Source organism: Hymenobacter crusticola, assembly GCF_002154225.1.
Lineage (GTDB): Bacteria > Bacteroidota > Bacteroidia > Cytophagales > Hymenobacteraceae > Hymenobacter > Hymenobacter crusticola.
The window spans coordinates 50,479-69,734 of record NZ_MTSE01000022.1 but is presented as its reverse complement, the minus strand read 5'-3'; the positions used below and the strand labels follow the sequence as shown (position 1 = coordinate 69,734).

At 55.1% G+C, this 19,256-nt stretch carries 16 protein-coding genes; 10 read left to right on the top strand and 6 right to left on the bottom strand.

Annotated features, from left to right (window positions below; genetic code table 11):
- Positions 1–10: 10 nt before the first annotated feature.
- Positions 11–1,564 (bottom strand): serine hydrolase, encoded by a 1,554-nt coding sequence (locus BXP70_RS24135; protein WP_086596691.1) that lies wholly within the window; start codon positions 1,562–1,564, stop codon positions 11–13.
- Between the two features lie 98 nt (positions 1,565–1,662).
- Positions 1,663–3,159: a sensor histidine kinase gene (locus BXP70_RS24130; RefSeq protein WP_086596690.1), complete on the bottom strand. Its 1,497-nt coding sequence runs from the start codon at positions 3,157–3,159 to the stop codon at positions 1,663–1,665.
- A 413-nt stretch (positions 3,160–3,572) separates the two neighbouring features.
- Between BXP70_RS24130 and BXP70_RS24125 the strand changes: the two genes are divergently transcribed.
- The 10 genes from BXP70_RS24125 to BXP70_RS24080 all read left to right on the top strand — a co-directional run bounded on the left by BXP70_RS24125 (position 3,573) and on the right by BXP70_RS24080 (position 12,637).
- Positions 3,573–4,115, top strand: a complete 543-nt coding sequence (locus tag BXP70_RS24125) for a helix-turn-helix domain-containing protein (RefSeq protein ID WP_143436660.1) — start codon at positions 3,573–3,575, stop codon at positions 4,113–4,115.
- A 120-nt stretch (positions 4,116–4,235) separates the two neighbouring features.
- A complete protein-coding gene (locus BXP70_RS24120) occupies positions 4,236–5,594 on the top strand; it encodes an amidohydrolase family protein (protein WP_086596688.1) in 1,359 nt (452 codons plus the stop codon).
- Between the two features lie 475 nt (positions 5,595–6,069).
- On the top strand, positions 6,070–6,642 hold the full coding sequence (locus BXP70_RS24115) for a Crp/Fnr family transcriptional regulator (protein ID WP_086596687.1): 573 nt from the start codon (positions 6,070–6,072) through the stop codon (positions 6,640–6,642).
- Between the two features lie 143 nt (positions 6,643–6,785).
- Positions 6,786–7,274, top strand: a complete 489-nt coding sequence (locus tag BXP70_RS24110; protein WP_086596686.1) for a DUF4267 domain-containing protein — start codon at positions 6,786–6,788, stop codon at positions 7,272–7,274.
- On the top strand, positions 7,168–7,725 hold the full coding sequence (locus BXP70_RS24105; RefSeq protein WP_086596685.1) for a cupin domain-containing protein: 558 nt from the start codon (positions 7,168–7,170) through the stop codon (positions 7,723–7,725). Before BXP70_RS24110 ends, BXP70_RS24105 begins: the two co-directional genes overlap by 107 nt.
- A 105-nt stretch (positions 7,726–7,830) precedes the next feature.
- Positions 7,831–8,646, top strand: coding sequence for an SDR family oxidoreductase (locus BXP70_RS24100; protein WP_086596711.1), 816 nt, complete (start codon positions 7,831–7,833; stop codon positions 8,644–8,646).
- 489 nt (positions 8,647–9,135) lie between these two features.
- Positions 9,136–9,840 carry a dioxygenase family protein gene (locus tag BXP70_RS24095; protein ID WP_086596684.1) on the top strand — a complete coding sequence of 235 codons (705 nt, stop codon included), beginning with the start codon at positions 9,136–9,138 and terminating at the stop codon, positions 9,838–9,840.
- 34 nt (positions 9,841–9,874) lie between these two features.
- Positions 9,875–10,606 carry a pirin family protein gene (locus BXP70_RS24090; RefSeq protein WP_086596683.1) on the top strand — a complete coding sequence of 244 codons (732 nt, stop codon included), beginning with the start codon at positions 9,875–9,877 and terminating at the stop codon, positions 10,604–10,606.
- A gap of 70 nt (positions 10,607–10,676) precedes the next feature.
- Positions 10,677–11,900: a sensor histidine kinase gene (locus tag BXP70_RS24085; RefSeq protein ID WP_086596682.1), complete on the top strand. Its 1,224-nt coding sequence runs from the start codon at positions 10,677–10,679 to the stop codon at positions 11,898–11,900.
- On the top strand, positions 11,879–12,637 hold the full coding sequence (locus BXP70_RS24080; RefSeq protein WP_086596681.1) for a LytR/AlgR family response regulator transcription factor: 759 nt from the start codon (positions 11,879–11,881) through the stop codon (positions 12,635–12,637). The genes BXP70_RS24085 and BXP70_RS24080 overlap by 22 nt, the downstream gene beginning before the upstream one ends.
- A 635-nt stretch (positions 12,638–13,272) precedes the next feature.
- Here the strand turns inward: BXP70_RS24080 and BXP70_RS24075 are convergent.
- From BXP70_RS24075 to BXP70_RS24060, 4 genes are all read right to left on the bottom strand, one after another.
- Positions 13,273–14,454, bottom strand: coding sequence for a replication initiation protein (locus BXP70_RS24075; RefSeq protein ID WP_086596680.1), 1,182 nt, complete (start codon positions 14,452–14,454; stop codon positions 13,273–13,275).
- Positions 14,455–14,769: 315 nt separating this feature from the next.
- On the bottom strand, positions 14,770–15,063 hold the full coding sequence (locus BXP70_RS24070; protein ID WP_179197809.1) for a hypothetical protein: 294 nt from the start codon (positions 15,061–15,063) through the stop codon (positions 14,770–14,772).
- Positions 15,064–15,131: 68 nt separating this feature from the next.
- A complete protein-coding gene (locus tag BXP70_RS24065) occupies positions 15,132–15,896 on the bottom strand; it encodes a ParA family protein (protein WP_086596678.1) in 765 nt (254 codons plus the stop codon).
- Positions 15,897–18,156: 2,260 nt separating this feature from the next.
- A complete protein-coding gene (locus tag BXP70_RS24060; protein ID WP_086596677.1) occupies positions 18,157–19,131 on the bottom strand; it encodes a site-specific integrase in 975 nt (324 codons plus the stop codon).
- Positions 19,132–19,256: the final 125 nt, after the last annotated feature.

Below are 19,256 nucleotides of genomic sequence, written 5' to 3'. Positions count from 1 at the left end.
CTCGGCTAAGTTAACGGGCGGGCGCCTGGAGCAGGCGCAGGGAGTGTTTGGTGCCTTCGCTGTTGGGATTCAGGGCGAGGGCGCGCTGGTACATCACGATGGCTTCGGCGCGACGGTTGGCGTAGCGGAAGGCGTCGCCGTAGCTGTCGTACACGTTGAAGCTCGTGGGGAAAAGTACGGTATTTAGGTGAAAGACTTCCAGCGCCTGGGGCAGGTGGCCATTGACCAGCAAGGCGTAGCCCAGACTGTTCAGCTCGTCCTCGGCTAGATAGAAATGCGCCGTATCGGCCCGCATGGTGTTCAGCGCCACCAGGGCCTGACCCGGCCCGTGTTCGAGGAGGGCTTGCCCGTAGCCCCGGGCCCCAGACTTTTTGTAGGCCAGCGGCCGTATGGGCTGTTGGTTAAGGAGGCCGACAACGGCTGCTACTTTTTCGCGAAACTGGGCGCCCTCCGTGTTGTCGTACATGATGACGGTTTGCTGCTTGCTCACGTTGCGGTAGAACATCGTGGCGATGCCTCGATTGTAGCCGTCGTGGCCGACGATGTCGCCCCCGACCGGGTCCGGGCGGAGCACCCAGCCCAGGCCGTACGAGGTCGGCCCGCCGAAGTCAACGGTGTTCCAGCCCGCTACCTGGGTGCTGTCGTTCAGCCGGGCTGGGGTGGCGGCTAGGGCCACGGTGCGCGGGCGCAAAAGTTTGCCCGCGGTCAGGGCTTGGTCGAACCGGAGCATATCGTGCAGGGTGCTCACCACTTGGCCTGGCCCATAGAGTCCCGTCAGGCCACTGCTCTCGAAACGCAGGTGCCAGAGTCGGACACTATCCTGGAGTTGAATGGTTTCCACCGGCTCGGGCACGGCGCTGTACATCGTCGGCAGCAGGTGGTTGGTCACGAGCCGGGCATCGGCGGGGCTGCCGGCCAGTCGCAAGTAGGTGTCCCGCATGTGGGCGGGCCGGAAAATATGGCGTTGCAGGTAGTCGCCAAAGGACTGCTGACTTACCTGTTCGACCAGCAGCGCCAGCAGGATGTAATTGGTATTGCAGTACTGCCACTTCGTGCCGGGTGCAAAGGCAAGTCTGGGCTGCCAGGCGCGCAGGGCCGGGATAATGTCGGCATTGGTCACCAGCCGCCCGGGGTGCCGACGCACCAGCGGCTCGTAGAGCTCCAAATCGGGCAGCCCGGAGGTATGCGCAAGCAGGTGACGCAGGGTGATGGCGGGAAAAGGAAAGTTTGGCAGATAGCGCACCAGAGGGGCATTTAGCTGGAGTTTGCCCTGCTCCAGCAGTTGCAGTACGGCGGTAGACGTGAAGGTCTTGGCGATGGAGGCCAGCTGAAACCGGGAGGTCAGCGTCGTGGGCGTGCGGGCGGGGAGGTTCGCGTAGCCAAAGGCCCCTTGGTACACGATGCGGCCCTGCTCGGCCACCAGCACACCCCCGTTGAAGCGGCCGGCGCGGGCAAGCTGTTGAAACAGGGAATCCAGGCGGGCGTGCCGGGAAGACTGCGCGTGCGCGGACCGGGGCAACAGCCACCCGCCCAAAAGCAGGGCCAGTAGATAGTACTTGGTCATGATCGTTAAGAAAATAAAAGGTGGAGAAAAAGGGCAACAGGGCCCCGGGACCTAGCTTGCTGAGGTCCGAAAAGAAACTTGATGTGGGAGCCTGCAGGCTACCAGAGCAACAGGGTGAGGGCCACGAAATAGTCTTGCTCCGACTGCTGGATTTCCAGCTGGTGACGGCCAGGATACAGCAGTGCCAAGCGTTTGCGCACGTTGGCTAGGCCCACGTGCGGCCGCTGGTCCGCCAGGTTTTGCGGCGGGCGCACGTGCCGGGAATTGTGCACTTTAAAATACAGGTGCGTCGCATCCAGCGTCAGCGTGATGTAAATCCAGGAAGGGGCCTGGAAGCTAATGCCGTGGTTGAAGGCATTCTCCACGAAGGGGCTCAGCAGCATCGGGGCTAGGTAGACTTCCTGCTCGGGTTCCTGCAGGTGGATGCGCAGATCTAGGCCTTGCGTTTCGTCCAGGCGCAGCCGCTGAATACTGATATAGTTGTGTAAGTAGTGGACTTCTTGGCGCAGCAGGATCCGGTGCCGGTTGTTTTCTTCGAGCAAGAAGCGCATCATCTCCCCCAACTGCTGAATGCCCGCGGCGGTTTTCTCGCTGTTCTCCTGCAAGGCTGTGGCGTAGAGGCTATTGAGGGCGTTGAAGAGGAAGTGCGGGTTGATTTGGGCCTGTAGGCTGGCCAGCTCGGCCTGACTGTGGGAGGCCTGCGCCTGTAGGCCCGTAGTTTCTTGCGTGGCTACCTGGCGCAAGGCCATGACAATACCCGTCGCCAACACGACCAGCCCTACCAGGACCACGAGCGGCTGCAGCGGCGGTGGGTAGTGCACACTATACGCCGTCCACAAGACGGCCGAACCGACTAGGGCCACGCTCCCCCACCAGACCAGCGGCAGGGCGAGGTGCTGCAACAGCGTCACTAGCAAGCCGAAGCCAGCCACTAGCAGCCAGGGGCCCGTCTGCGTATTCCAGAGGGTGGGCGGCAGCGGCATCGTCCAGGCTAGCCCTAGGCCCAGACTCACTAGGCCAACGACTACTGCGTAATAGCCGTAGCGCAGTAGGGGCTCCCCGGCGAGGGGCAAGCGCTGCCGCAGGTAACGCAGCAAGTAGCTCAGCACCTCATACAGGCCCAGCCCAATGCCGGCGGCTACCCAATCTGCGAACAGTACTTTTTTGCGGTAAAGCGAGTAGACTTTTAGGCCGGTACTAGTGCCGAGTGGGTTGTGCTGCAGCCGCAGGTACAGCTTAAAATAGTGTGCGACCCACACGCTGCTCGCCAGCACCAACAGGCTCAGTGCCAAGTACAGAACGCCAATCGTGTTCTGCTGGCGGGTCAGGCGCGGGAAAGCGAGGTAGTGACTGATTGCCCAGGCCAGCAGAAGCAAGCCGGCGCCCACCAGCACCGGCACTAGCGTATGGATCGGGCGCTGGTACTCCGTCAGAACGGGGGCAAGCGTAGCAGCCGGAACGCCACTGATCGTCGCTTGCCGCACTAGCTCCGCAAGGGCGGAGCTTTCGCGCAGCAAACAGGCCGTTGCGTAGAGAGCAACGGCAGCAAGAGCACCCGTGGCCTCTTGCCAAGTCGTAAGGGAGGAACGTTGCATCGCCAAGCTGAATGAGGAAGTGCTAAAGCTAGGCGCCAGGGTAATGTGCTAGAAAGAAAAGGGATGAGTAGGCCAAACGAGGGGATGAATACCAGCTTATCCGCTTGCTGGTGGGCCCAAGAGAGCGGACCTAGGTAAGATGGACGAGCACGACCGCCAACGCCGCATGATACCACGAACAGGCTCCTGCGCGCTATCCGTATGGCAATTACCTTAGTAACACAGCCATATTGTTTGGGCTACAGAACCTAGCCGAAGAAAATAATTGCTAGCGCCGTTTACTGAACAATTAACCTTTGTTACGCGCACTACGAACCTGTCTTCTGACAAAATGAGGACTGGTTACACCTGTGCTATTCACGAAAATCTCCATTGGCGATACCTTTAGCGTACCAAGCAGCCTACCAGTAGCTATGTCGAAACTACTCACCTTACGACAACAATTACATCTCACCCAGGAAGACCTATTTGAAAAAACGGGTATCTCGGTGCGGACCATTCAACGTCTCGAAGCTGGCACCACGCCCAAAGGGTATACGCTGAAAGCCTTGGCCAAAGGATTAGGCGTGCGGGAAGAGGAGTTGCTGGAAAACGAAGAAGCAGTACCCACCTCGGAGGATATGAAGTGGCTGAAATTGATCAACCTTTCGGCGTTGCCCTTCATGTTTGTCCCTCCTTTGAATATTGCGGCTCCCCTGCTGATCATGTACCGAAAACAGCAATTTACGCCGCTTACCAAGAAGGTGGTGACCCTTCAACTTATCTGGACGCTGAGCGCCATCGTCTTGTTTTTAATTCCTGTCATTTTAAATGACTGGTTCGGGATCCAAAGTAAGTACATGATGCTGATCCCCGTCGGCTGGCTGCTGACCAATACCTTCATCATCCTGCGCAATGCCGCCGCGCTTGATAAGCGTCAAACCCTGTGCATCGCGCCGGATTTTAGCCTTATCTAGGCCTCGCTGGGCAGTTGGCGGGGAATTGGCGGCTAGTTGGCGGCTCTAACGAGACCGGCGGACGGGACGTTTCCTCTTCCTTTGAAACGTTGTTCGTCCTTTTAGCTAGCCTCCCCGATCATGAAAGTAGTTGCGTTTATACTGGCTTTTTTGGCCGCCCTCCCGTGCATTGGACAGGCCAAGAAAATTGATCTAGTCATAAAAAACGCCACCGTGTTCGACAGCCGAACGGGGACCCTTGTTCCGAACCAAACGATTCTCATCAAAGCGGGTCTTATTGCGAAAGTCACCCGTAAACACCAGAACTATGCGGCGACGAAAACGATTGACGCCGCCGGTAAGCTGGTAACCCCAAGCTTTGTCGATACGCATATTCATCCCACGGATGTGTATCGCTCGCATGGACCGTTGCCGGAGTATTTGCCCCACGACTCATTGGCCCTGTATCGAAAACGGCTTTCTGACACGTATTTGCCGTACGGTGTGACCCTGGCCATGAGTATGGGACAATCTGACAAATGGTTGCCGCCCATCCTAGCCTGGCAGGCGGATCCGCAGCCGGCGCTGCTGGATATCTACGCCGTAGGCGGCGCCTTGATTTCAAACGAAGGCCGCAAGCCATACATCAACCACAATGTTGTCCCTTCACCCCGGGCGGCCAAACAAAAAGTGATTGATTATTACCAGTTAGGTATCCGCCATATCAAGCTGTATTGGAAGCTGCGCCGACCCGAGTTTGAAGCCGCGTTTGTAACGGCGGACAGCCTCGGCATGAGCGTCTATGGGCATGTGGACCAGCAGGTCATGGTTATCGATACCACGTTAGCGATTGGGCTACGCCACTACGAACATAGCTTGACGCTCGTGAACAGCGTTCGGCTCAGCCAACAGGAGAGCCAAGAGTTCAAGCGGCAACTGCAACAACAGTACGCACCGGGTGCCGCAAAAAATGGGCAGTTAGAGCGCTTGGAAATGTTTCGGTTTGTTCACGACCATCGGCCGGGCGCAATCGATTCGTTGATTGACCAGCTTGCCAACAGCAAGGCAACCTATTCTACCTCGATCCACTTGATGGCCGAGCCCTTCGGGTTGACCTATTTTACGACCAAACGAGATACCTCCTTATCCGCTACGCAGTTAGCTAGGTGCCGGGAGAACTTCTCCCTTTTCATGGGCTATGTAAAACAGCTGTTTGATAAAGGAATCAAACTTCGTATTGGCACGGATTGGCCCAGTGGCGGCAAAGCCATCCTGTCGGAGCAGCTCCTGTTGGCGGAATATGGCTTTACCGTCCCGGCGATTCTCCAAATTTCCACCCTAAACGGGGCGATGGCTTTGGGTTTGGACCAGCACTATGGTTCTATTGAAAAAGGCAAGAAAGCGGATGTACTGATCTGGGAACAAAGTCCCTTTGACCAAAATCAACACTTTATGGCACGCAAGACCATCATCAAAGATGGGGTTGTTCTTCGTGAATAGAATAACTTGTCGTAACCGGAGTATCAGGGGCACGCAACAGGGTAGTTGTCAAAGCAAGACTGACGAAAGTGCCAACTAAGCTTGCGCTCATCTTTCGAATAGCGGCCGTTTAGCCCACTGTATGCTACTAGGCCATGGCCATGTCCTGAAATGAATGGACAATTTGCCTAACAAAAACGGTAACTTTCATGAACTACCTAGGTAAAAGATGTCTCCTATTCTGCTGAAACGCAGAATAAGGGCACACACTATTGGTGAGCCTTGGTACATCTAAAGGAGCATTTACGCTAAAGATCTAGCAAGGCATCCCTTAGCGCGGTGCTTCTTAGCTGTTGCGGCGTGCCAGTGGCTCGCGGTACCTAGCAGACGGTTGACCGGTGCGGGAGCCATTTACTACTTTTGACGCACTCCTGCTGCTGCGCGGCTCGTACGCAGCCTGATAGTAGCTGCCGGGCAGGGACAACCTATTTTGCTCATGCACGACTTGCTGCTCGTCACCGTCCGCCGCTTCATTACCCTGGCCCCCGCTGAGGAAGACCTGCTTCGGCAGTGGTTCGTGCCCGAGACCGTACCCAAGGGCGCTTTCTTCCTGCAACCCGGGGAAGTGAGCCGCAAAATGGGTTTCGTACTGCAAGGCGTATTTCACTACTTTGAAAACGGCGACGGCCAGCGGCTAACCTATTCTTTCGGCCGCGAACAGGAGTTTATCGGCGACTACGAAAGCTTCCTCTCAGCCCAGCCGTCTACCCACGGCATCCAGGCCTTAGAAGAGGCCCACCTGCTGAGCATCTCCTACGACAACCTCCAGCGGTTGTACCGGGAGGTACGGGAAGGTGAACGCCTAGGGCGCCTCGTCGCGGAGGCAGGGTTCATGGAGCTGGTGCGTCAACTCACTTCGTTCTATAAAGATCCGCCCGCGGAGCGCTATGGCCGCTTCGTGCGCACCTACCCCGACCTGCAACAACGCATTCCGCAATACTACATTGCCTCCTACGTCGGGGTTAAGCCGCAGTCGCTGAGCCGGATTCGGAGCCGCGCGGTGTGGTAGCCGACGCTGCATTTATGCACCTGGGTGAAGGAGTTAGAGGTGGGGGCGGCCATACTTTTGTGCCGTACCAACCTTTTCTTCCCTGATGCGTCGCCCCTTCTCCAGCAGCCTGAGTTTGCTCCTTGGCCTAGGCCTGATCTTCATTGGCCGGCGCTTTTTACTGGTCCCGTACGGGAGCCAAAGGCTTTGGCGTATTCTTGCCGCCCACGGACACGCAGTACGCCTTCCATTATGCCAAAGGCATCCGCAACGTCTTCTCGGGCCTGCTGCTGGCGCTGTTCACCGGGCTCGGCTACGACCGGCCCCTGGCTTGGGTGCTACTACTGGGCACCCTGATTCCCTGTGTAAATCTGACAGTCGCGCAGGCCCAGCCCACTGCCCCACTCACCCTACAAATGCCCCATTTGCTTACGATTGTCCTGCTACTGGGTCTAATGGCTTCCTTCATCATCATGCCCCATCCGGCTACCCTAGCGGTGGCTCAGTTCGGGCTCAGTTTGCGGAGCCGCTTACCCAGCACGCATCATGAGCCCGTCTTGCTCTGTCAGGCTGATGGTGCTGGCCTTACTCAGCAGCGGCGGCGTGTATGGCATAGACGTCTTCGTCGCCCGCCCTGCTCTGCGGCGGGTTGACGCCGTCAGTCTCACGCAGGTGCTGGGCCACCTGCACGCCGTGGCAGATGCCCGCAGGCCCCTATTCGGCGCCACGACCCTGCTCACGAGCAGGAGACTCTTTTTCCGTAGCGGGCGGCTGGCCCACGCTACCAGGCCACTCTTCTATGTGATAGGGGGCGAAGTACTAGTCCGCTCGGAAAAGCAGATTTACACCGCTCACCAAGGGTCCGTGGTCGAGATTCCTAAGGGCGGCGCCATCCATAGCTTCCGCAATGAATCAAACACGCTGGCGCATCTGCTGTGCGTGGTCGTACCAGCGGGGTTAGATGATTTCTTTGCTGAAATCGGCCAGCCCGTAGCGCCCGACCTACGTCCGAATGACCTGAAAAAGCTGCGGGCTATTACCGCCCAACGCGGCCAAGAAGTATTTCCGCCGGACTATATCACCAAAAAGAGTAGTAGCTGCTAAGGTACCGCGTCGGGCGCGGCAGCTAGTGAGCTTGTGCTCGCTGCTGGTTGCTGCGCCTTCTACAACAGCGTGACCTATTTCGTGTATCCTCTAATTTTTAATAAGATGGCCCCTTTAAACCAAGTAATTCTCATTACCGGCGCTTCCACCGGCATTGGCCTGGCTACCGCCCGTTACTTTGCCCAGCGCGGCTGGCAGGTCGTCGCCACCATGCGCACCCCCCACAAGGCGCCCGCCGACTTACACACCCTGGCCAATGTGCTGGTGCTGCCGCTCGATGTGCTGGACGTGGCTAGCATTGAGGCCGCCGTGGCGGCTGCGTTGCACGCCTTTGGCCGCCTGGATGTACTTTTCAACAATGCCGGCTATGCCCTGGCCGGTGCCTTTGAAGCCCTTAGCCCCGCGCAGGTGCAGCAGCAGTTTAACACAAATGTGTACGGAGTGATGAACGTGACGCGCGCCGTGCTGCCGCACTTCCGCGGACGGAAGCAGGGACTTATTCTGACCACCACCTCGGTGGGTGGCCACATCGCCTTCCCGCTCTACAGCGTCTACAACGCCACCAAATTCGCCGTGGAGGGCTTCATGGAGGGGTTGCAGTACGAAGTGAAGCAGTTCAATATTCAGGTGCGCACTATCGTGCCGGGCACGGTGCGCACCGATTTTACAGCTGCCATCCAGTACGTGCCCGCCCCGGACTACGACCCGTATGCCCAACGCGTGCACGAGCAAACGCTAGCCAGTTACGCCCACGCGGCCACCCCAGAGTCAGTGGCCCGCGTCGTGTTTGCGGCAACCACCCGAGGCGGTACATCGGCCCGCGTGTTGGCCGGCGCGCAGCCCAAACTGGTATATCTGCTGCGCTGGCTGCTACCCCGTAGGGTCTTGTCGGGCCTCCTTAACCGCACCAACGGCGGCTAGTAGCACGGGGCAACAGCCCCTTCCTGCGGGCACAGTTGGGACAGAATAGCCCTAGTTAAGAGTGTGATATAAAGGTTAAACAAGCGGTCAGGCTGGGGGCTCCCATTGGAAGGCAAAAAACGCCTCTGCATCGAAGCGAATCTTTGAGGGCTTCGTCGGAGAATAAGGTAGCGACAGTTTCAATACACGATCATGTTTTGCACGAGCTGTTTATAGGCGGCGGCTAGTTGCCACTCTTCTTGCCAACATAGGATAGGATGAATGGTGTTGAAAGCCAAGGGGTGAGGACTAAGGTGCTCCCGGTCACGATGGGCCTGGTTTCGTTACACCGGGTCAGTGGACGCTCGTGAAGACCGGAAGGAGAAAGAAGCTACGCGGAATGGGCCGATCGTCGGCTCAAAACTCAAAAGCGTCGATTATAGGCGGGTTGAGACAACGATGCTCGGATCTTTATTCCGTCAACAAGTACTTCCCTTGTGACGTCACCTCATGGAAAGAAAGCACTTTATCAAAAGTCTACTCGTCGGCTCCTTATCGGTTCCGGCCCTGCTCACGGCCTGCGGCAAAGAGGCCGACACATTGACCCCCGCTAGTGATTCAGCCGGTAGCGATAGCTGCTCGGTCGTTCCTTCCGAGACCGAGGGTCCGTTCCCCACCAAAGTGCCCGCATCGTATGTGCGGCGCGACATCCGAGATGGTAAGGCTGGCTACCTGCTCACGGCCACGCTGACCATCACCAACAGCAACGCTGGTTGTGCTGGCCTGGCTGGCGCGCTGGTCGACATCTGGCATTGTGATGCTGAGGGTAACTACTCGGAGTACGGGGGCACCGGCATGCAAAGCACTAACTACACGGGCGTGCACTTCCTGCGGGGCCGGCAAACCACGGACGCGAACGGGCAGGTTGTGTTCACCAGCATCTTTCCGGGGTGGTACAATGGGCGTGCTACCCACATTCACGTGCACATCTACAAGGCGGACGGCACGTCCCTGAAAGTGACGCAAATTGCTTTCCCCGAGGGCACAGGCAGCGCTGTAGCTGCCGTAAATGGCTACGCCAAAGGCCTTAACGGCTACACGTCTAACGCACAAGACAACGTGTTCAGCGACGGGGTGGCCCTCGAACTGGCCACCGTCACAGGCAGCACGACCGCCGGCTTCGTGCTGGCCATTAACTTGGCCGTACCCGCGTAGGGCGCTGCTGGTGGGTCATCATCCCTTCCCGCTTATGGCGCCGCTCTCTCCCGGTAAACTCTTCTTGGCCTACCAGCGTGGGAGGCTGGAAACAGCCGAGTTTCGGCGTATCTGCACCTTCCAATTCGGGGCTTACGTGCACGAGCATAAGCAGCCGTTTGGACGCCTGCTCGCCCTCAACGAAGAAACGCTTGTCGGCCGGCACACGGTTTCGTTGCCGGTGCCCGTGGCCGCCCACGTGCTGGTGCTGCCCATTACGGGGGCGGTGTGGGCAGGTGTAGCGCTAGGATCGCCCGCCTTGGTGGAGGTGGAAGAACTGTACCTGCTCCGCGTAGAAGCCGGCGGCACCGTGCAGTTTACCAACCCTTACGAAACAGAGCTGATTAGCTTTTTGCATATCTGGCTGCTGGCGCCAGTCGGGACGCTGGCTCCCCCTCGGAAGTTCGCCTTCGATTTAGAAAGCCAGCCCAATCAGCTTGTCGTGGCTACCCCCTTATCTTCCGGGTCGCCCGTTGAGCAGCTGGCGCCAGAACTATCATTCCGGGTGCAAATGGGCCGTTTTGTAGGCCGGGCAGAAACCTCTTGCGCATTACCGGCAAACGCCCATTGCTTCGCTTTCGTGCTGGCAGGCGCCTTTGAAGTAGCCGGTCGGCTGCTGCACGCCGGCGATGGCCTGGCGCTGTGGAATACCCCAAGTGTGGAGTTGGAAGCGTTAAGTAATAATGCCGTGGTTGTCACCCTGGCGCTGGCCACGCTGAGTAGCTAACCGGCACGGTAATGCCAGCCGCCGGGTCGCGTTGGATAGTAAGCAGCGGGGTACCTCCGTGATCAAAAGAATGGAAACCGGAGTCATGCAGGACCGAATTTTAAGCAACTTGGGGCTGCTTACGGCCGGCTACCAGCCCGGGCGATTTCCCTTACCTACTACTGCCAACTGGATGACCTTTCTTTCTTCCCGTCGCGCCCAGACGGGCCTGCTGCACGCGGTGATTTGGGTTCTGCTGGGCGTAACCGTGTTCACGCAGCCCACCATGGGCTTGTCCACGGCGCGGTACTTCCTGCTGCAGGCAGGCCTGTTCGTCCTCTCGCTGGCCGCATTTTACGTTAACGCGGACTGGGCTGTGCCACACCTGCTCTACCGGCGGCGGCTCGTAGCGTACCTGCTGTTTCTGCTCGGCATTGTTGCGGCCGTCGTCTTCGCACACAGGACTGGCCAGCGCCTGTTGGCCGCGCCGCGGCCCGGTGGGCCAAGCCTAGGTGGAATTCGTGACGCCCCCCCTCGAAGAGCACCGGGACCAGGCCCCTGGCCTGGCTCCAGGGTACCAAGCCGGGGGCCTACTGATGGCGTCAACCCTGCGGTACTCTTTTCTACGCTGCTCGTGTTGGGGCTGGGCACCAGCGTGGCTGCCGTGCAGCGTGGGCAGCGCGACGCGCTGGCACGCAGCGTGCTGGAACAGGAGAAGCTGGCGGCAGAGCTAGGAATGCTCAAAGCCCAAATTAACCCCCACTTCCTCTTCAATACGCTCAATAACATCTATGCGCTCACGCTGCTTGACGGCGAACAAGCCCGGCGCTCCTTGCAGCGGCTCTCGCGCATGTTGCGCCACGTGCTCTATGGCGCGCCCACCGACCAGGTTCCGCTCGGCCAGGAAATCAGCTTTCTGCGTGATTACGTTGAGCTCATGCAGCTGCGGCTGGCCAAGCGTGTACAGCTTATCTTCACGGCGCCAGACGCTCCAGCGGCGGAGGTGCTCATTGCACCCATGCTGTTTCAGCCCTTCGTGGAAAACGCCTTCAAGCACGGCGTCAGCGCCACGGCGCCCAGTAGAATTGTCATCGAGCTGCGCCAACCTACGGCCCATACGGTGGAGTTGCGGGTGTGCAACACGCTGTTTCCGGATCCGCCGGTAGAAGAGGTTGACGCCGAGGAGTCGGGTGGCATAGGCTTGGCCAACACGCGGCGGCGCCTTGATTTGCTCTACCCCGGTGCGTATCGCTTGACTGTAACGCCCGCTAACGACCACCATGAATATGAAATATGTCTGTTGCTGATGCTGTAGCCCCGCCCCGCATCCGTTGCCTGGCCGTCGATGATGAGCCGCTGGCCTTGGGTATGGTATGCGCTTTTATTGAGCAAACCCCGTTTCTGGAACTCGTGGGCCAGCATGACAGCGCCGTAGCCGCCCTGCAGGCCGTACATGCGCAGCCCGCCATTGAGTTGCTGTTCCTCGACATTAAGATGCCAGGCTTGAGCGGCCTGGAGTTAGCTCGCGTTCTGCAAAATGGTCCACGCGTCATCTTTACCACCGCCTTCAACCACTACGCCCTTGAGGGCTACAAAGTGGATGCGCTCGACTACCTGCTCAAGCCCTTCGGCTACGAGGAGTTTTTGCGCGCTGCCCTGAAGGCTCGCGCCTATTTCGCGTTGCTGGCCGGGGGCGCTGCTCCGGCCCCGGTGCCGCCCGCCGCGCCTGAGGAGGACCACATTTACCTAAAAGTCGAGTACCAGCTCGTGCGGGTGACCTTGGCCGACATCGTGTACGTGGAAGGCCTGAAGGACTACGTGAAAGTGCACCTGGCCAGCGCAGCCCGGCCCCTGTTAGTACTTACCAGCCTGCGCCGCCTGGGAGAAAAGCTGCCGTCGCGCCACTTCCTGCGCATTCACCGCTCCTACATTGTGGGCCTGGGACACGTACAGGCAGTCGCGCGCGGCACGGTGCAGCTACGCGGCCAGACGCTGCCCGTGAGCGAAGGCTATCGGGAAGCCTTCGACCAGTTTTTCAACCGCTGGAAGTAGCTAATAGACTCAGGGTTGGCAACAGCATGACACACATATGCTCTAGGCTTGAACTGGGCCGACTACTACCGCCGTCCTAGGCGCGCTTGAAAGAACGCAAGTCACTGCTAGTTAGATAAAAGAAAGTATACCTAGCGAGCAGGCCGTAACTGAGACGAACCGGGGATTCCCGTTAGAATGGGGCAAAAACTTGCAGTAAATTACAACTACTGTACCTGAGTGCGTTTTGCTGGTATCTCCACAAATGTTCTTTTGATAATCACTATAAGCTCAGCAGTAGCGCCTCCACTGTTGCTTGACCGGCCCGGTGAAAATACAAGGGTTCGTACTTCTCTACAACCAACGCACCTAGCCAGACGAGCGGGTATCCTTTCTCTTGGTTGCCTGTTTCTCAGAGAACCGGACGCTATGCCCTCCCAAAGTGTGACGATATCCTGCTGTTAGTCGTCCTGTTGGGCAGTATCGCCTGCAAGCTGCTAGAAAGCGCAGCGGCCAGAAGTAGTAGTCAGGCAGTGGCAGGAAGACTCTCTTGTCATCTCATGCTAACAATGGCACAAGTGACAAACTCATCTAGGTTCGCACAATCGAAGGTATCCTAGGCTAACAGTGATTAAGCGCCCTTGCCTTCATTTTTTCTACGAGTGTTTTACTAGCCACTGCTCCTCTCCGCGGTGCTCTAGTATAAATCCCTCGTTCAAATACACTTGCTGTAAGTGTTCTTCAAAAGTTGTAGCTCTCTCTTGTCGACGGGCGTATGGACCGGGGTTGTCATACATTTCCTGCACTTCACGTAAGCAAAATGCAATTGTGGGCTTCCTCTCACTAGGGAGTATTAGCTTCTTTTTCGAGCTCTGCCGGGTATTTAGCGAAACGTTGTAATCTTCCAAGAGGTACTTCTCTACTAATGCCTTGTAAATAGCTCCTGCGGGCTTTTTGATCTTACCTTTCTGAAACTGACTTTCTACAATTCTGACTACATACGCAATGTAGCCTACTTCGTATTCTCCTTGTTCTAGCTGGTGAGCAATCGCAGTAATGCTACGCTGGCTGACCCCAATTTGGAGCAAAGCATTCGCCCATTCTGTGGCGCCTGGCAACGTCTTTTTTGTAGCAGATGCAGCCAATTGCTGAAATAAGAACTTGATCCTAGCGACGGTTTTCCCCTCCCGCTCTAGCTCATAGGTGAAAGGAATATCCGTGTTGGCAATTTCATCTTGGGCTTTATCTAGTACTCGGGCTTTGAAATTCGAAAACCGGGGATACTCGTGCTCTTCTATCCCTAACACAAACCTTAAGTCCTCTACGCTCATCGTGCGCTTCCCAAAATCCGCGTATTCTTTCAGCAGCCAATAAATGCGTAGTGACTGGGGACTTTTTAACTTAAGAACCTGCTGGATATCGGCCGTAGTGAAGTTACCACTCTCTCGCAACTGTAGCAGGTAAGGCATAATCTTCGGGTTGAAGCTAGCTATTACCCCGCCTAGATCAGCTCGGTAACCGGCTTCAGCCATTAGTGGAATATAAGTGTAACTCGGTTTGCGACGGCGTTTGCGCGTCTTTTCTTCCAACTCTTCAATGTAGAGAGTAAAGGATGCCAAGCCTTTGCACATCTCGTCTATCTGCTCATAGGCCGATCCTCCGCGTCGCTCAAAAACGAGTTCTTCTAGAGGAATAAAGTGCTCTTTGAAGTCTACGTCGTCGAAGTCAATACGTGAGAGCAAAGCTACAAACAGTCGCATCTGCAACGGTACGAAGCTAAATCGAGCATTGATCAGGGCATTATGCTGGGCGACCCGTTTATCGGAGTTGGCTTCCATGATGGGCTAAACGTCTTTTTTGTAGCAGATACGAATGGTTAACGGCTATTGTGTAGCAGATCCACGTCCTTTTTGTAGCAGATCCACGTCTTTTTTGTAGCACCAAACGTCTTTTTTGTAGCAGATGGCCCTCTGGGCGCTCTGGTTTTTAAGTAGTTAGCGCTCCTATAATACTTCTATAAGGATAGTAATAAAAAAAAAGACTAGTTGCGTTTTTAAAAACGTCTTTTTTGTAGCAGATCAATGAGGTCTACATAGTCCAAAAAGGTTTATTTTTGCTTCAAAAATGCGGTTTTTAGTGCCTTTTTGTGCCTTTTATGGCTTAAGTTTCTTGTTCTTTTGTAGCAGTTTTTGTAGTTGGTCTTCTGGTAAAGGACGGTTGGCGCCTTCTAGCGAATCTAATAGAGCACTAACAACTTGCTCAATCTGCTGCCGTGCTACAAAACCAGGTTCCCAATACTCAGCCTGCTTAAGCCGTAGATAGGTATTGCGGTGCAAATACGTGCTGAATTGCACCCATTCTTGCCCAGCTTCCTCCGCAGATTTTGTTACTAGTGTAGCAGGCACAGAGTCAGGCGTGGAAGAGGATTGAGTAGGAACTTCATCCATGCCGTAGAGCGCACTGGGATCGAGGAAAGGGCGGGCCGTCTTTGCTGTGAAATCGCGCTTGGGAGTGCTCATAGTCGGGTCAGGATTTCGTCGGTTAAAGAAATATAGTCCAAGGCGCCATTGCTTTCAGGCGCATAAGCTAACATCGATTCATGCATGGCTTGCGCTTCTCCAAGTTTGGTGTTCTGGCGGATACTCACTTCCATCACTAAAGGAGCGAGCTGCTCGTCCTGATGCACGAGCCCCACGTATTGGTGGTGCATAGAAGAGCGATAGGTGGGCGAGTACTTTGTAAAAAAGATGCCGCCAACTTTGAGCTTAGAGTTGTAATGCTTGCGCACACGCACGCATGCTTGTAGTAGGGAAGTCAACCCATTATAGCCAAAGTACTCAGGTTGCATAGGAACAAATACAGCGTCGGCCGCAATCAAAGCCGAATAAGTAATTCCTCCAAGGGAAGGTGGAGTGTCGATTAAACAATAATCAAATTGATCTTCCACCGACTCCAATCCTTCCCGCAGCACAAACTCTAACCCAGAACTGCCCGCCATGAGTTTCTCCACCATCTGCAAACGCGGTGAGGCCGCCACGAGCTGTAACCCCTCCCCTACTCTTTCCATCAGGTCAGTCAGCGGAGTTTTCCCATCACTCTCTAACAGTTCGCCTAAATGACGTGTGCTTTGTCGGTCAAACGCCATAGATAGGTTTGTTTGAGAATCGCTGTCAATTAATAGCACACGTGAGCCGCGGCTAGCTAGCACCTGCCCTACATTTAGCGTGGATGTGGTCTTACCTACGCCTCCTTTGTGGTTAGCAAAGCATATCGTCTTCATGGACGTTAACGTTAGTTATTTCTAGCACAATAGTACACAATGTATTTAATACATACCTAACCAGTATTGCATACGAGATATGCTTTACACGCAATGTATGTACTACATACATTGCGTGTAAAGCATATCTCGTATGCAATACTGGCTATCAGCACAATTGCTGGGTACGGTACGAACGAAACTCGGTGCTTATTTTAGCGATGTGCCCTAGGAGCAGGTGTAGGCCGTACTACCTATAGCACCTAGCGGGCGTGCTGGATGTCCTCGTCGCTGATCGGCATGAGCAATGTGTGAGGTGTGTACCAGTTTCCGGCGCTAGCGCGACAACAGCTCTACGAAGCAAAATGCACGAAGCGAAGTATTACGCTCATATGTCAACGTGCAGACAAGTCACCAGAGCCCAATGTTGGTATCGTCGACAAGCCGTATGGGCAGGTAAGAAGGAGCTACGACGCCAAGCGCCACCTGCTTATCGATACACTCGGTGTAAGATTTGTCGTGCAGGTGCAGCCGGCCAGCAAACTAGACTAGTGCGGCGTGGACCCGGTGTTGGTAGAAGCAGGGCACCGCCAACTTGGCTTGCAGGTGGTATAAGCTAACTTGGAATATAGTGGTCCACTAGTAGCGGGAATGGCTCTGTCCGGGTGCCAACTCGTGCTGGTAACCAAGCCCACAAACTAGAAAACCTGAGCTGCACTGTGTGATTGCTGAGTGGTCGAGAGCACCTTTGCCTGCTCAACTGCTACCGCTGCCTAGGCACGTATAACCTCAAAATCGCCTTTACAGTAGCCGAGCCTAAATTTTCGTGGTGATGGTTCACTAGTGTGCAGGCGATTACAGCCTACTAGGCGTCGTGTACATTCTGTTCTATATAGCATTGCCTATTACTATCTCTTAGACGCAATACATAACTGTTTCGTGTATACTGTATGTACATGTATTGTATGAACATATATTGTATGTAATGTATACTGTGTATGTATTACATACTTAGCATGTATTACATACTCATATATTATAGCAGAGTGTTGAGTAGTTGTTGGATAGATACTCGTCTTTAATGCGAGTGAGCTACCGCAAGAGCAGATATTATCATTCAGGCAGGTTGCCAGTACCTACAATTTATTGCTTTTTGACATAGTAGGGGAGAGGGTTCTTTCTGCGCACTAATGCACTGATAGAGAATTGATATTCATTATGTTAGACAGGTCTTGCAAAGGAGCTTTTGATCTGAATTTACTTATCTGCTTGCATCTGAATTGGTATTAGTAATGGCCGGATCATCTATTAAGTCTCGTACCTCTAAGTTTAAGGCACGACTGATGGATATTAATAGGTCCAATGTAGGAGCTAATTGTGCTAGCTCAATTTGCTTAATTGTCGACTGCTCTCACTGGCAATATCTGCTAATTGCTGCTATGAATAGCTTCTCTGCTTGCACAAGGAGCGCAGCCGATTGGCGAATGCTTATAAACCATTGAGATTCTTCACGTGGTAAACTGCCGCGGAGGCCTGCAGAAATTAAGGGCGCATACGCCCTTAATTTCTGCACTTATACTATCCTGCCAGAAGATTGGTATGGTGTATTAATATGAAATCATCTAATTACCAGGAAAACTGTTGTCATTATAATCAAATGAGCTCTGTTCTTATTCCTTATTCCCAAGTTGCCCCACAGCTATAGATCCAAGCTAGAAAGTATGTTCAATAAGTGATGAGTGCACGCTACCAGAGCTCACAGCGCAGCAGTGGGAGACAACCGCTACGAGGTGCCGTCCTGTTTTAGACATCGTCAATGAGAAAGTAGAGGAGGTAAAGCAGGAAAGCTTAATACGATTAGCCACCTACCTAGCGCTCTGGCACACAGATACCGAGGCAGTAAAGCCAGAGGCCAGGCCTATAGTGCAACCACAATCTACATTAAGCGGGAAACTGCTAGGTATGCGGCGTAGCGCACGCTACGCTGGACTGCGTACAAAAGCAGCATTCAGACGATAGATACCTCATCGACTGTGGATGTATTTCGTTTAGCTCTAGAGACGATAGCGACGGCAGATGCTGTTGTGGAACGCGTCCAAAGTGCTTCTACCTTCACGCGGAGCACCGCTTCGCCAAAGAAGCGGTTGCTATGGACCGAGCCAAAAAATCCATTCCTCATACCCCGGTAAGCAGCTTAGCTTTTGCCACAGGAATTGTATAGCACGTTTACAAGAAGAAGCTGTTTCTCAAGAACAAGACAGAACAGCTCTTCTCCGGAGCATTATAGACCCAAATCCTGAGCCGCATTATGCTGGCGGATGTTATCCAGGCGGGTGTAGCGACGGATCATAGCCGTGGTCTTGTGCTTAGTCTGGTTCATAATTTTAGCGTCATCGGAACCCGCGAGTTTAGTGATGGTAACAAAGGAGGCACGCAAGGAGTGGGCCGTGTATTCCGGGCCTAGGTACTCCTGTACGACTAGGTTCACGCGGTCTGTGCTCAGCCGCTGACGCGTCAGGCGCTGCCCCTTATAGAAGGAAACGAACAGCGGACCCGTCGTGCGACCGTTTTCCGCGAGCAGGTCAAGCCAGTCTTTCACTGCCCGCACCGGACAAGTGCGCCGGTCCGGTGCGAAGAACACGGCTTTTTCGTCCCGCTCGCCGATCTGATTGGTTTTACTGCGCTGCACATCAATGACCAAACCATCCTCGTCAAAGCGCAGGTGCTCCACGTCGAGGCTCACTAGTTCCTCGCGCCGAAAAGCACCGGCCAAGCCGAGCAACAAAATAGCCCGATCGCGCACGCCCTTGGGACGACTCAGGTCGATGCTTTGCACGACGCGCTTGAAATGCGCTAGCGTAAAGGCGGGCGCTTGCTTCTGCCGCACCCCCTTTTTGCGACTAACGCCTTTGAGCAGCACTTTGAATTTTTTCTCGTCCGTGGGGCTGGGATGATCCTGCAGTTGGTGGGCTTTGGCGATGGCTGCGCAATGGCGTTGAATGGTGGCAACTTTCTTCCCCTCGGCCGCTAGGTGCGTGACAAACCCAGCCAAGGTCTCCAGTGCCGCGGGTAAGGATGACCTACCCACTTGGGTGCACCAGGCGGTGAAGCGTCGCCAGTCGCCGGCGTAAGCTTTCTGCGTGTTAGCGGCTCCTTCTAGTCCAGCCGCCAAGTACTCGCCGGTTTCCTGCGCATAGTCGTTGAACGCTCGTACAGGTCCGACTTCTGGTGGGGTTGTTCGGATTAGCTCCTTCATCTACTCCTTGTATAATCGATAGGTAAGCAGTGCTAGCAACCAATTGGTCGCCGACAAGGTAAGTAGAAAGGCTCGGATAAGTAAGGATTATCCGAGCTTTTACTAGAAAAATCAAATTAAAATTT